Annotated in this window: 13 protein-coding genes; 4 read left to right on the top strand and 9 right to left on the bottom strand. The window is 72.0% G+C overall.

The window, feature by feature from the left end:
- Nucleotides 1-393 precede the first annotated feature (393 nt).
- From AC0T5L_RS10100 to AC0T5L_RS10080, 5 genes are all read right to left on the bottom strand, one after another.
- Nucleotides 394-2,790: an ATP-binding protein gene (locus AC0T5L_RS10100; protein ID WP_476165142.1), complete on the bottom strand. Its 2,397-nt coding sequence runs from the start codon at nt 2,788-2,790 to the stop codon at nt 394-396.
- Nucleotides 2,783-3,391, bottom strand: coding sequence for a DUF6879 family protein (locus AC0T5L_RS10095; protein ID WP_476165141.1), 609 nt, complete (start codon nt 3,389-3,391; stop codon nt 2,783-2,785). Before AC0T5L_RS10095 ends, AC0T5L_RS10100 begins: the two co-directional genes overlap by 8 nt.
- The gene (locus tag AC0T5L_RS10090) at nt 3,384-3,653 is read right to left on the bottom strand and encodes a hypothetical protein (protein ID WP_476165140.1); all 270 of its coding nucleotides are present in this window, start codon (nt 3,651-3,653) and stop codon (nt 3,384-3,386) included. Before AC0T5L_RS10090 ends, AC0T5L_RS10095 begins: the two co-directional genes overlap by 8 nt.
- Before the next feature lie 716 nt (nt 3,654-4,369).
- Nucleotides 4,370-4,552 carry a hypothetical protein gene (locus AC0T5L_RS10085; RefSeq protein ID WP_476165139.1) on the bottom strand — a complete coding sequence of 61 codons (183 nt, stop codon included), beginning with the start codon at nt 4,550-4,552 and terminating at the stop codon, nt 4,370-4,372.
- Between the two features lie 120 nt (nt 4,553-4,672).
- Nucleotides 4,673-5,872 carry an AI-2E family transporter gene (locus AC0T5L_RS10080; protein ID WP_476165166.1) on the bottom strand — a complete coding sequence of 400 codons (1,200 nt, stop codon included), beginning with the start codon at nt 5,870-5,872 and terminating at the stop codon, nt 4,673-4,675.
- A gap of 365 nt (nt 5,873-6,237) precedes the next feature.
- Between AC0T5L_RS10080 and AC0T5L_RS10075 the strand changes: the two genes are divergently transcribed.
- Nucleotides 6,238-6,573, top strand: coding sequence for a class I SAM-dependent methyltransferase (locus AC0T5L_RS10075; protein ID WP_476165165.1), 336 nt, complete (start codon nt 6,238-6,240; stop codon nt 6,571-6,573).
- Nucleotides 6,557-6,850, top strand: a complete 294-nt coding sequence (locus AC0T5L_RS10070) for a hypothetical protein (RefSeq protein ID WP_476165138.1) — start codon at nt 6,557-6,559, stop codon at nt 6,848-6,850. The genes AC0T5L_RS10075 and AC0T5L_RS10070 overlap by 17 nt, the downstream gene beginning before the upstream one ends.
- A 164-nt stretch (nt 6,851-7,014) precedes the next feature.
- Here the strand turns inward: AC0T5L_RS10070 and AC0T5L_RS10065 are convergent, their stop codons facing one another.
- A complete protein-coding gene (locus AC0T5L_RS10065; RefSeq protein WP_476165137.1) occupies nt 7,015-7,944 on the bottom strand; it encodes an isocitrate lyase/PEP mutase family protein in 930 nt (309 codons plus the stop codon).
- Between the two features lie 857 nt (nt 7,945-8,801).
- On the opposite strand from AC0T5L_RS10065, the gene idi reads away from it, so the two are divergent.
- Complete coding sequence (gene idi / locus AC0T5L_RS10060) at nt 8,802-9,401, top strand: isopentenyl-diphosphate Delta-isomerase (protein WP_476165136.1); 600 nt, start codon at nt 8,802-8,804, stop codon at nt 9,399-9,401.
- 192 nt (nt 9,402-9,593) lie between these two features.
- A complete protein-coding gene (locus AC0T5L_RS10055; protein WP_476165135.1) occupies nt 9,594-10,040 on the top strand; it encodes a carboxymuconolactone decarboxylase family protein in 447 nt (148 codons plus the stop codon).
- Nucleotides 10,041-10,090: 50 nt separating this feature from the next.
- Here AC0T5L_RS10055 and AC0T5L_RS10050 read toward each other — a convergent pair whose 3' ends face one another.
- The 3 genes from AC0T5L_RS10050 to AC0T5L_RS10040 are packed head-to-tail and all read right to left on the bottom strand — an operon-like array spanning nt 10,091 to nt 12,497.
- Nucleotides 10,091-11,230: an FAD-dependent oxidoreductase gene (locus AC0T5L_RS10050; RefSeq protein WP_476165134.1), complete on the bottom strand. Its 1,140-nt coding sequence runs from the start codon at nt 11,228-11,230 to the stop codon at nt 10,091-10,093.
- A complete protein-coding gene (locus tag AC0T5L_RS10045) occupies nt 11,227-11,727 on the bottom strand; it encodes a chorismate--pyruvate lyase family protein (RefSeq protein WP_476165133.1) in 501 nt (166 codons plus the stop codon). Before AC0T5L_RS10045 ends, AC0T5L_RS10050 begins: the two co-directional genes overlap by 4 nt.
- Nucleotides 11,724-12,497: an isocitrate lyase/PEP mutase family protein gene (locus AC0T5L_RS10040; RefSeq protein WP_476165132.1), complete on the bottom strand. Its 774-nt coding sequence runs from the start codon at nt 12,495-12,497 to the stop codon at nt 11,724-11,726. Before AC0T5L_RS10040 ends, AC0T5L_RS10045 begins: the two co-directional genes overlap by 4 nt.
- Nucleotides 12,498-12,539: the final 42 nt, after the last annotated feature.

Below are 12,539 nucleotides of genomic sequence, written 5' to 3'. Positions count from 1 at the left end.
CACATAGCACCACTTCCGGTGCCGGATCTGGTGAATCCGGAATCCGTCGGGTGGTGCGGGTCCGGGTGGCCCGGCGTCCTCGTCCGGGCCCTGGTGCGAACACACAACGGGAACACCCGGGACCAGTGGTTCGAGTGCTTCGCCGCTGGTGACGTTGGTCACGTAACGAGGCGGGAGGAGTGCGCCGCCGGGGCGCGTTTCCGCGCTCCGGCACCCTGCCCCGGAGCGTGCCCCCGCCCGAGCGCGTACCCGCCTCAGGGTCGCCCCGCTGCGGCCTCCGTCTCCTCTTCCGAGGAGGTCCTGACCGAGGGAGCCGGGGCCGAACTGGAGTTCGCGCGGTCGTGGGACCCGAACCCCTGATCGAGGTGGATCCGTCCCCCGTCCCTCCTCGTTTCAGAGCTCTGCTCTGACCGCCTCCGCCAGGGCCGTCGCGGCCGGGTCGTCGAACTCCGCCAACAGCTCCAGGACCTCGGCCCGGTGCTCCCGGGACCGCCCGTCCCCGCCCAGCTCGCCCAGGACGGCGGCCAGGCGGTGCAGGCACACCGCCAGGCGCCAGCGGTCGCCGCACCTGCGGTACCCGGCCGCGGCCTGCTGGAGGAAGCGCGCCGACTCCTCCCGCAGGCCCAGGGACCGGTACACCTCGCCCACGCCCTCGAAGGACTCGGCCTCGCGGCGCAGGTCGGCGACCCGACGGTGCAGGGCCGCGGCGTGGTGGTAGGAGGCCAGGGCCTCGTCGTGGTCGGCGAGCCCGGCCTGGACGTGGCCCAGTTGCAGCAGGGCGTAGGCCTCCTGGACGAGGTTGCCCGGGTTCCTGGCAACCTCCAGCGACTCCCGGATACTGCTCAGGGCCCGCTCCCGGTCGTCCAGCTCCCGCCAGGCCATGCCCAGGCAGGCCAGGGTGGCGAACTCGGTGATCCGGTCGTCGGTCTCACGGTGGATCGCCACCGCCCACTCGGACAGGGCGACCGCCTCCCGGGGGTCGCCCAGTCGCAGCGTCACCGCGGCCAGGTTGCCGAGGGCGATCCCCTCCCACCGGCGCTCGCCGAGCTCCCGGGTCAGACGCAGGCACTCCTCGAAGAGCTCCCGTGCCCGGTCCAGCCGGTGGGCGCGCAGGTGAACCAGCCCCAGGGCGTTCAGGGACATCGCCACGCCGAAGGTGTCGTCCAGTCCGCGGCGCAGGGCCAGGGCCCGCTCGTGGTGGTCGAGTCCCTCCTCGGTCCGGTTCGCCTGTACGTGGGCCATCCCCAGGCTCTCCAGCAGCTCCGCCTCGGCCCCCGGCCGGGCCTCGCTGCGGGCCGCGGCGAGCCCGGCCCGCCCGGTGGGCTCCCATGTGGTCATCGGGGCGTGGAAGAGGTGGAAGTGGCGCAGCACGGCGGCCAGCCGCCAGGCGGTCCCGGCCATTCCGGCGGAGGCCGCGGCCTCGACACAGGCCATGAGGTTGGCGTGTTCGCGCTCGAACCAGTGCAGCGCCCGGGCGCCGTCCCCGAAGCCCGGGGCCGTGGAGTCCGGAAGGTCCGCCGGGTCCAGCTGGCGCAGGTGTGAGCCGAAGGCCCGGGCGGCCGCGTCGGCGGTGTGCAGGTACCACCGCAGCAGCCTGTGGAGGGCCTCCTCCCGGTCCCGCTGCGCCTCCTCCTGCCGCAGCCGGGCCTGGGCGTAGGAGCGCAGCAGGTCGTGGAACCGGAACCGGTCGGAGCCGGTCTGCTCCACCAGGTGGGCCCCGACCAGCATGTCCAGGGTCTGGCGGGCCTCCCGTGTCGGGACGTCGGCCAGCACCGCCGCCGCTCCCGCGTCGAAGTCCGCTCCCGGGTGCAGGCCCAGCAGCCGGAACAGGCGCGCGGCCCGGTGGTGGAGCACCCGGTAGGACCAGGCGAAGACCGAGCGGACCGCGTGGGCCTCCTCCTCGTCGTCGGTCGCGAGGGCGTCCCAGAGCACGGACTCGTCCCGCAGGTCCTGGATGAGCTCGTGCAGGGGCATGTGCGGGCGGCTCGCGGCCCGTTCCGCGGCGATGCGCAGGGCCAGGGGCAGCCGTCCGCACAGACGGGCGAGCTCGGTGACCTCGTGCGGGGTGTCGCCGTCGCGGTGGCCGCTGGTCGCGTGCGTGAGCAGGTCCACGGCCTGCGCGGAGCTGAGGGTGCGCACCGTCAGGCGCTGGGCGCCCTGGCGCGCGACCAGCCCTGACAGGCGGTCCCGGCTGGTCACCAGGACCACCGAGTCCGAGGAGCCCGGCAGCAGGGGACGCACCTGGGCGGCGGAGGCCGCGTTGTCGAGCACGACGAGCACTCTGCGGTCGGCGAGCAGCGACCGGTACAGGGCCGCCCTGCTGTCCGTGTCGGGCGGCACCGCGTCGGCGGGTACGCCGAGGGCGCGTAGGAAGCGGTCCAGGACCTGGTCGGAGGCGACCGGCGGCCCGGAACCGTATCCCCTCAGGTCCACGTGGAGCTGACCGCCGGGGAACCGCGAGCGGACCCGGTGCGCCCAGTGCAGCGCCAGGGCGGTCTTGCCGACCCCGGCGGTGCCGGTGACGAGGTGGAGCGCGACCTCGCGGTCGCGGTCCTCGGCCCCCTCGCCGCGCAGCCGGGAGCTGAGTATCTCGAGTTCGCCCACGCGGTTGACGAAACCGTGCACGTCGGCGGGCAGCTGTCGGGGCACCGGGCCGGACGCCGGCTCCGCTCCGTGGAAGTGCACCCCGCCGTGCACCCGTCCAGCCTGGACGGCGCGTCCGGACACCTCGGTGATCCACGACGGGCGCCCGTCCCGGTCGCCGGGCCCGGGGGCGTCGTGGTCAGGCACGGGGAGCCTCCGAGGGGGCGACCTCGCGGGGGAAGTAGGACTCCAGGGGTTCGGCGCCCCGGTACAGGGCGGCGATCCGCTCGCGGCAGCGCGCCGTGACCCCCGGGTCGGTGTGGCGCACGCTCCCGGCCAGTACACCGTGCTCGTCGTAGCGGATGCGGTAGGTCACCTCCTCCCCGAGGGTCAGCACCTCGGGGAGCACTCCCCGCCCCTCCAGGTGCGCGACGGCCTCGGGGCCGACCACCCGGATGTGCTCGCCGCACTGGGCCCGGATGTGCAGCGAGTGCAGTTCCCAGTGCAGGTAGGGGGTCAGCGGCCACTCCACGACCCGCACCCTCAGAACGCGGGAACCCTTCCGCTCCAGGTCGGCGAACGCCTCCACCAGCCCGGCCCGGTCCTCCTCCAACATGCGGAGGGACTCGTGGACCCCTCCGTCCAGGTACCTCATCCAGCTGGGGTTCTCGGGCTGGTGGAAGTCCTGGAGCCGTTCCAGCTTCCAGGCGTCCGCTCCGCGCAGCGCCCCGAAGCGACGTGCGAAGTCCTCGTTGTAGGCGTCCAGGTCCAGAGGGTCGCCCTGGAGGTCGGTGAGGACGTCAAGCATCGGGGATGTCCGCCTTCGCCGAGATGAGCGCGTTGCGCGGGATGACGACGAGTCGCTCGTCGTCGTCGATGGCGGCCTCCTCGGGAAGCCGGGCGGCGTAGTGGTCGGTCAGGTCGCGGCCGATGACGGCGATGTCACCGTTCTCCAGTTCCCAGATGTCGGGGCAGCCCTGGACGTTGTTCGTGTTGCCGAGCTCCTCGGGTGACCGGCCCAGGCGGCGGGCCATCCGTGCGTCGGGGTCTGCTTCCCACGGACGTACCATTGCTGTCCTTTCCGCGCACACCGAATCGGGGGGAGGGTGTGCTGAAGTTAAAATAACATGACGGCGAATAATGTCCGGTAACTATTCTGTGTCTGTTGGAGGAGGTTGTGTGCGCGGTGGGAGGTGTGTTCATGGAGTTCAGGATTCCGCGCGAAAAGCTCCGTTGGTGCGTGTTGTGCATGGTCTGACCTGCTGTGACGTGATGGAGTGAAGTTGTCATGAATGATGTGTGCGGAATATGCGAAAGAGCGTTCCAATGCACGTGTATGTGCACATGAATAGGCGGTGCCGATTCGTGGAGCCGGCGGTTCCGAACCATGGGGGAAGCACCTTCGTCCGAGGGTCTTCGGGTCTCGGATCGCCGGTGCGGGAAAAGGGCTGGCCGGAGGGGAGGGGCCGGCCGCGGCAGGCCCCCACGGCGCCACCGTTCCCATGGCACCACCGCGCGTATCCGGGACACCGGGGCCTGGCGGCAGGAGCAGCGCCTGGACGTCCGGGGCGCGTCCCCGGGTCGGGCGGAGCGCGACTACGGACCCGTGCGCCGGCATGGACGTCAGCCGTATCCCGGACGCGGTCAGCCCAGGACGGGAGCCGTACGCGTCCGCGAGTGGGCGGGCCGGGCCGTGTGCGGGAGGTGGCGGACGAAGGCGCAGGTGAACGGTCGTGGCGGCACGGGCGGAGGATGTTGACGGGGGCGCTCACGGGCACCCCCCTCCTCAGGTGTGGCAGCTCTGGCAGCGGCGCGTGGCGATCCGCTCGGTGTCGCCGTGCGTGGCACGGGCCGGGGAGCCCTCGCCGAGACGCCGCCACAGCTGCGGGCCGGGGCCGGGAATCCAGCCCCACAGCGGTGCCTGGATCTCGGAGACGGACTGGTGCGGGCAGCCCGGGCGGTGGGCCACGCCCCTCGGTGAGATGAGGACGGTGCCGCCGGGGAAGCGCGCGTCTCCCAGGGCGGGGCCACCGCCCTGCCCGCGGGTGCTTCGGTCCTCACCCCCACGGCCGGGACGCCCTACGGCCGGTCACGGTTCCTCCCGTCCGCCCGGCTCCCGCGGACCGGGAGGGGAACCAGGCCCGGCCTCCGCTCCGGTCCCCGTCCCGGGCCCGGCCTCCTCCTCGAAACCGCCGCCGTCCCGGTCGGGGGCCGCCGCGGGTTTCTCCTCGTCCTCGGTGGCGGAGAGCAGGTGGTGCTCCTCGACCTCGTACCGCCGGATGTAGAAGCTGAGGAACGCCTGCATGCTCGCACCCATCGGTAGCGCGAGCAGCGCGCCGGGCGCGCCCAGGATCGCCACGCCCGCCAGGACCGAGCCGAACGCCACCGCGGGGTGCATGTCCAGGGTCTTGGCCGTGATGCGGGGCTGGAGCAGGTAGTTCTCGAACTGCTGGTAGACGATGACGAACACGAGCACCCACACGGCGGGCCAGGCCCCCTCCAACAGGGCCACGAGCACGGGGACGGCGCCGCCGATGTAGGTGCCGATGGTGGGGATGAACTGCGACAGCACACCCACCCACAGCGCCAGGGCGAAGGCAAAGGGAATGTCCAGCACCGCCAGCACCACGTAGTGCGCGCCCGCGGAGACCAGGGCCAGCAGCGCCCGGGAGTAGAGGTAGCCGCCCGTCTTGGCGATCGCGATCTCCCAGGCCCGCAGCACCTCGCGCTGGGTGCGCGGCGGCAGGACCGAGCAGATCACGCGGCGAAAGCGCGGGCCGTCGGCGCACAGGTAGAAGGTGAAGAGCGCGACCGTCAGCGTGTTGAAGAGCAGCATCAGGACGGTCGTCCCGGCGCCCCAGACGTTGTCGGCGATCCTGGAGGCGTACTGTTCGACCACCCCGCTGGCGCTGGAGACCTCGTCGAGCAGGGTGGTGGGGGAGTAGGAGGTCTCGAACGTGGTGTTGACCCAGTTCAGCGCGGCGCGGACCATCGCGGGCACCTCGGAGGCGAAGGCCAGGACCTGACCGATCAGCATGGACCCGAGCATGCTGAAGAACACCACGGCCAGGGCCAGGACCAGGAGCATCACCGTTCCGGTGGCGGGTCCGCGCGGCCAGCGGCGCCGGTGGAGCCAGTTGACCGCGGGTTCCAGCGCCAGCGCGAGGAACAGCGAGATCAGCAGCAGCATGATGAGGCTCTGTAGCTGGAGGAACAGCCACAGGGCGACGCCGAACGCCGTGACGATCCACAGGGCCAGCATCATGGCGCGGGGGAGCCAGGGCGGCATGCCGCCTCCGCGGTCGGGGCGCTGGACCCCGGGCGGTGTGGTGCTCGTGCGCAATCCGGTTCTTCCTCACTGTGTGCGGCGCGCGACGGGACTCTCGCCGCTCGCCGGGACTGTTCGCCGCCCACCGGACGATAGCCCCTCCCCGAGGCCGGGGGCCGGAAGACGGGTTTTCGGCGGTCACGCGGGCCCCACGTCCGTGGGGAGACCAGCCCGCCGGCGCCGGCGCCCTCCTCCGTAACGTCTCTGACATGGGACGGACACGGTAGGACGGTCGGCGCGGACGTCCCCCACGGCGGAGGCCGTGCGGATCACTCCGGAGAGGGGCGACAGCCGCCGCCGGAAGGGAGAGAGCATGTCGACCACGACTGACAACGGCATCGACGTCGGTCCCCTCGCTCATCGAGGCCGCCCGCCGTCGTGCCGAGGCGGAGGGCGTTCCCGTGGACTTCCGGGAGGCCGACGCCGAGAGGCTGCCGTTCGCCGACGGCACCTTCGACTACGTGCTGTCCGCGCTCGGCGTGATGTTCACCGCCGGCCGCCAGCGCGCGGCCGACGAACTGGTACGGGTCTGCGTCCCCGGAGGACGGATCGGCCTCGTGAACTGGACGCCGGCCGGTTTCGTCGGCGAACTGCTCAGGACCCTCAGCCGGCACGCCGCGCCTTCCGCCCGGCGCCCGGTCGCCGATGCGCTGGGGCGTTGAGGACACGCTCCGGGAGCTGTTCGGGGAGGGGAGCTCGGATCTGGAGTGCGGCACGCGCACGATCACCGAGCGCTTCGTCTCGCCGGAGCAGTTCACCGACTTCTTCGTCACCCACTACGGGCCCACGTACAAGGTGGTGCAGCGACTGGACGACGCGGGCGGGCAGGCCTTCCACCATGACCTGGCCACCTTCGCGGCGTCGGCGAGCCGTGCGGATGACGGCACGGTGGTGTGCGACTGGGAGTACCTCGTCGCCGTAGCCGCCAAGGCGGGCTGAGGCGAAGGACACCGCGGATGTGGTCGGTGGGCACGGATCCTCCTGAAGCCGGGAACCCACAGTGTTCTCCGCCCGGCGCTCGCGTGCCACCTGTTCTCCGGCTTCGAACGCGAACGCACACGCGCCGAACGGGGCTGACGCGGCGGGCGCAGGAGTCCGGGCACCTACGCGCCGGCTTCGCCCGGACCGGCCTGACCCTTGCCCTGATGGCCGAACCGCTCCGCGAGGGCTTGGGCCTCGTCGTAGCTCGGCACCCCTTCGGGGAGGGGGCGGCCCGACGCCACCGCCTCGGCCGCCGCGAGAACCCCGTGCAGCGCGGCGCGAAAGAGCAGCGAACCGCAGCTCACGCGGCGCACACCCAGCTCGGCGAGTACGCGCAGGGGCGGGCCCGCGGGGGAGTGGAGGATGTTGAGCGGAACGCGCAGGGCACCGGCCAGGGCGGCGATCTCCTCCTCGCCGTGCAGACCGGGCACGAACACCCCGTCGGCCCCGGCGTCCTCGTAGGCGGCGGCCCGGTCGGCCGTCTGCTCGACGTGCCCGGGCAGCCACCAGGTGTCGGTGCGGGCGTTGAGGAACAGCGACGGAGCCTCCTCCTTCACCGCGCGGATGACCGCCCGCTGCCGCTCGGCGTCGGCCAGCCCGCCGTCCGGAAGGCCGTCCTCCAGGTTGATCCCCGCGATCCCCGTCCGCTCCAACCCGGCGGCCAGCGCGGCGACCTGCGCGGGCGACGCGCCGAAGCCGCCCTCGACGTCCACGCTGACCGGTACCTCCAGCCGGGACAGGCCGCGGGCCAGCCGCAGCGTCTCCTCACGTGCGTCCCCCCGGGCGTCGGGCAGCCCGGCCGCCGCGGCCACGCCCAGGCTGGTGGTCCCCACGGCGCGGAACCCCGCCGCGGCCAGCGCGGCCGCCGAGGCGTGGTCCCAGGCGTTGGGGAGCAACAGGGGCTCGTCTTCCAGGTGCAGGGCACGGAAACGCTCACCAGGGCTCACCGCCTCCGTGGAGGCGTCGGAGCGACCTAGCCGGAAGCGGTCGGGGCCGCCTGGGGCGGCACGGACGTCGGTGTGCCCGGTGGCGGACACTGCTCGTGAGGTCATGGGGTGACGTTAGGGCCTCGTCGTTTCGGCCTCCGCCGAAGTGAGGCGGCCCGTCGCGGTCGACCGGCGCGCTCGCCCGGTCCCGCCGGTACGGGGCGGGCGGAATCCTGCTTGGCATCGGTCGACCGTAATTACTTCCCTGTGTGACCGTGAAACGGTTTCCCGGGGCGTCTCTCATGAATAATTCACATTACGATATGTCCCGATTTAATGAATTTTTTATGTAGTGTATTTCTGGGTCCGGTGTGACCGCTGTAAGCGGTTTATGAGCAAGTTTTCGCTGTTCATGGTCCTTGTTGTGGCCGGAGGGGCTCCTGGGTCGGCGGGGCGCGTGCGTTCCGGTGTTCGATGAGGACCGGCGTGGGTATGGGACATATTTTTCCCTGCGAGTACCGAGAGGGACCATGATTGCCTTGCGTAACTCGAATGGACAATCCTAGGGTTATCAGCGGTTTACGGAACGCTGCCCCGTGCCTCAACGGCCCCCGGTCAGCACACGTATCCGAGTAGACGCGACCCCTTTCCCTCCAGACCCGCTCCGCGGGGCCCAGGTCCCGCGGAGCGAGCGCACGACGACACAGGAGAGACACGGCGGATGTCGATCGATTCAGTACCCGAGGTACGGACCGAGAAGCAACAGAGCCCGGGGGCCGCCGCGCGCAGCCTGGCGACCACATCCCCCGCGAACTCGGCGAGCCGGCCCTGCTGCGCGGCTTCGACGTCCTGGACGTGCTGACGACCCTGGCCGACCGCTACCCGCCCATCGCGGCCGACCGCGTCTGACCCCCGCGCGGCGGCGCGGACCCCGCGCCGCCGCGCCCCCGCATCCGCCGCCGACCCGAACGCGAAGGACTTCCATGCCCGCCGGTTCAGCCACCGACCACCGCTCCACCGCACCCCCGGCCGACCCCGACGCCGCACCGGTCATGCTCGAACTGGTCGACGAGGACGGGACGACGACCGGTACCGCGGAGAAGGTCTCCGCTCACCTGCCTCCCGGGCGACTGCACCGGGCCTTCTCGGTCTTCCTCCTCGACGACCGGGGCCGCCTGCTGCTCCAGCGCCGCGCCCTGGGCAAGTACCACTCTCCCGGGGTGTGGTCCAACACCTGCTGCGGCCACCCCCACCCGGGGGAGCCGCCCTTCGTGGCCGCCGCCCGGCGCACCTGCGAGGAGCTGGGCACGGCCCCCGCGCTCATGCGCGAGGCCGGGACGGTGCGCTACAACCATCCGGACCCCGCCTCCGGGCTGGTGGAGCAGGAGTACAACCACCTGTTCGTGGGACTGGTGCGCGACCGGCTCCGCGCCGATCCGGACGAGGTCGCCGAGACCGCGTTCGCCGACTCCGCGGAACTGGAGCGCATGCGCGGGAGCCTGCCGTTCTCGGCGTGGTTCCCCACGGTGTTCGACGCCGTGCTGCCCGCGGTACGCGAACTGGCCGCGAACCCCCGCTGGTGACCCCGTCCGTACGGGTGGCGCGACCCGTACGGGGGAGCTGCCGGCCCCGGCCGCCGTCTCCTCGGATGCGGCAAGAAATTGCCATGGCCCGGCGTTCGTGTGGCCGCTAGCCTCACGTTCGGACCATCCGTGCTCGTATGTGGACGAGCGGTGACGGAATGGACATCGTGAGAACCGAAAGGACCGTATTCCATGGGCAGCAACCGGGTGCAGGCCGCCAAGCAGCTTCCTGACGCCTACGCCAGTCTCGCCGCGATCGGTGAGACCGTGAACTCGGTCATCGATCCCCGGCTGCACGAGCTGGTGAAGCTTCGCGCCTCCTTTCTCAACGGGTGCGCCTTCTGCGTGGACATGCACTCCAATGAGGCCCTCAAGGCCGGGGAGTCCCAGCAGCGGCTCCTTCTCGTCAGCGCGTGGCGGGAGTCGGGCTCTCTGTTCACCGGTGCCGAGCGTGCCGCCCTGGCGCTCGTCGACGAGGTCACCAGGCTCGGAGAGCACGGAGTCTCCGATGAGGTGTACGGGGCCGTCGCCGAGCACTTCTCCGAGAAGGAGATCGCCGGTCTGCTCATGGCGATCGGCCTGATCAACTTCTACAACCGGTTGGGTGTCTCCACCGAGATGAAGCCGCCCAAGCGCTGACTCCGACGGGGACGGCCCGGATGGCCCCCGAACGACCGTCCGGGCCGCGCTCAGTAGCGCACCCGCGCCAGGGGAGGACCGAAGGGGGCCGAGTCCAGCCAGCGGCCGGCGCGCCGGGACACCGGTGCCGCCAGTGCCGCGCTCCGCTGTAGGAAGCGGTCGCTCCATGCACGGGCGGTGAGGTGTCCGCACGCCGCAGCGGCCGCCTCGCGGTTGGCCAGCGCGGCCCGACGGCGCGTTCGGGCGTATCCGGGAACGTCCCCCGCCGCGACCGCTCCGACCGCCGCCACCGCGTCGGCGATCCCGGAGTTCATGCCCCTGGCGCCGAAGGGAGGGAACAGGTGCGCGGCCTCTCCTGCGAGGAGCACCCTGCCGTGCTCGTCCGCGAACTCCTCCGCGACCCGCTGCTGGAAGCGGTACCGGGACACCCAGGTGACCTCGTGCCCCTCCAACACCGAACCCACCCACGACCCGGTGTCGGCGGTGAACCGCTCGGACTCCTCCCCGGTGCGGCACTGGAGGTCGATCCTCCAGCCGCCGCGGAAGGGGACCAACAGCACGTTGCGCCCGCCCACGCCCGGGTGACGGTAGTGGAACACACGCTCGGGCTCGGGGGAACGGTCGTCGCCGGCCACGTCCACCACCACGAAGTCGCCGCCTGAGGACGTCCCGTCGAGCCGGATCCCCAACTCCGCCCGCACCGTCGACCTCGGACCGTCCGCCGCGATCACGCGGTCGGCGGGCATCGGCGTGCCCCGCGTGTCCACGACCACGGCTCCGGCGGGCGAGGTCTCGACCCCGGCTACGCGGGTGCCCCACTCGATGTGGACGTTCGCCGCCTGACAGGCACGGAACAGGTGCTCCTCGACCAGGCTCTGAGGCAGGCTGGAGAACGGTGGGAGCCCGGTGCCCTGGACCTCGTAGGTGCGCTGGTAGACCGTGCGTCCGGCCCACAGCGTCCTCTTCGCGGGCCAGACGAGCCCGTCCGCGGCCAGAGCCGAGCCCAGACCCGGGCTTATCCGCTCGAACGCCTCCAGGGACGCCCGGTGGACGAAGACGGCCCGGCTCCCCGGACGGACGCGTCCCGGGTTCCCGGCCTCCAGCACGGTCACGTCCATGTTCCTGCGCGCGGCCTCCAGCGCGGCCGTCAACCCCACCGGTCCCGCACCGACGACGAGGACCCGGGTCATGGTGCGCCGACCAGATCCGGGTTGAAGCGTTCGGCCACGTAGATGTCGGGAGCTCCGGACAGACGGATCAGGTATTCGCGCCAGGGCGCTCTTCCGCTGTCCGCGTCCCCGTCATCCCAGGGGGCACGGCCGAAGGAGACGATCCTGCGCTGGCCCTCCCCGGCGACCGCCAGGGCATGGCCCAGCGGCGTGCCGGGGTCCGACAGGGCCCCCACCACGTGCGGGGGAGCGCAGGCGTCGCTGACGACGAGGTTGCGTGAGACCGGCGTACCGTCCGGGGCCAGCAGTTCGGACCCGCGCACGATGGCCAGCGCACTGCCGGCCAACTCCAGCAGGCGCGCCACACGGACCTGGAGCCGGGACGCCGCGTAGGTGTTCCGTTCCAGCAGCCTGACCCCCAAGGGGCCGCCCACGGCCTCCTCCAGGAGGAGCGTGGTGGACCCGGAGTGCAGCAGCAGCTCCTCAGGGTCCAGTCTGCGTACGGGCGGACTGCTCACCACCGGGGCTCCCCTCCCTCGCGGACCGACGCCAGGAAGTTGCCGAGCCGTTCCTCGACGCCGGCGAGCAACAAGTCCCCGAAGGACACACGTGCCGCTCCGGCCTCGGCCAGCGCGGCGGGTGAGGGGCCGCCGGGCAGCCACAGCAGGTTCACCGGACCGGGAATCAGCTGGAGGAGACGGTGTACGGCCTCCTCCGGGCCGGCGAGGATGGGGAACACGCAGTCGGCGCCCGCCGCCAGGTAGGCGCGGGCCCTGCGGACCGTCTCCTCCACGAGCTCCTCCCAGGGGGCGTGCGCGCCCTCGATCCGGTCCCGCAGGAAGACGTCCACGCGGGCGTTGACCACGAGCGGGACGGGGCCGGCCGCGGCCCTGATCCGGGAGATGAGGTCGCTCTGGGCCGAGGTGCCGGCCAGCACCCCCTCGTCGTGCAGGCTGTCCTCGACGTTGCACCCCGCCGCGCCGGTCTCGACCAGCCAGCGGGAGATGTCCTCGGGAGCCATTCCGTAGCCGCGTTCGAGGTCGACCGTGACGGGTACGGACACCGAACGGACCAGTCGGGAGGCGGCGGAGAGCATCTCCTCGCGCGGCGCGGTCTCCCTGCCGCGGTACCCCATGGTCCGGGCGACCCCGTCGCTCGTCGTCCCCAGGGCGGGGAAACCGGACGCCTCGATGGCACGGGCGCTCAACGGGTCCCAGGCGTTCGGCAGGATCAGCGTGGGCGATCCGGGTTCGTGCAGCTCCGAGAAGATCCGCGCGTTGGTGTGCATGGCTGTGCCGGTCCTCCTAGACGGGAAGTGGTGGGAGACGGT

Source organism: Nocardiopsis sp. TRM 82005 (assembly GCF_056312425.1).
The sequence above is the reverse complement of the archived record's forward strand: the minus strand, read 5'-3'. Positions and strand labels throughout refer to the sequence as shown.

What these genes read in the sequence shown, in the direction of transcription:
- AC0T5L_RS10095 (WP_476165141.1), bottom strand. Translation starts at nt 3,391, where the DNA reads ATGCTTGACGTCCTCACCGACCTCCAGGGCGACCCTCTGGACCTGGAC.
- AC0T5L_RS10090 (WP_476165140.1), bottom strand. Translation starts at nt 3,653, where the DNA reads ATGGTACGTCCGTGGGAAGCAGACCCCGACGCACGGATGGCCCGCCGC.
- AC0T5L_RS10080 (WP_476165166.1), bottom strand. Translation starts at nt 5,872, where the DNA reads ATGCCGCCCTGGCTCCCCCGCGCCATGATGCTGGCCCTGTGGATCGTC.
- AC0T5L_RS10070 (WP_476165138.1), top strand. Translation starts at nt 6,557, where the DNA reads ATGCGCTGGGGCGTTGAGGACACGCTCCGGGAGCTGTTCGGGGAGGGG.
- AC0T5L_RS10065 (WP_476165137.1), bottom strand. Translation starts at nt 7,944, where the DNA reads ATGACCTCACGAGCAGTGTCCGCCACCGGGCACACCGACGTCCGTGCC.
- idi (WP_476165136.1), top strand. Translation starts at nt 8,802, where the DNA reads ATGCCCGCCGGTTCAGCCACCGACCACCGCTCCACCGCACCCCCGGCC.
- AC0T5L_RS10055 (WP_476165135.1), top strand. Translation starts at nt 9,594, where the DNA reads ATGGGCAGCAACCGGGTGCAGGCCGCCAAGCAGCTTCCTGACGCCTAC.
- AC0T5L_RS10050 (WP_476165134.1), bottom strand. Translation starts at nt 11,230, where the DNA reads ATGACCCGGGTCCTCGTCGTCGGTGCGGGACCGGTGGGGTTGACGGCC.
- AC0T5L_RS10040 (WP_476165132.1), bottom strand. Translation starts at nt 12,497, where the DNA reads ATGCACACCAACGCGCGGATCTTCTCGGAGCTGCACGAACCCGGATCG.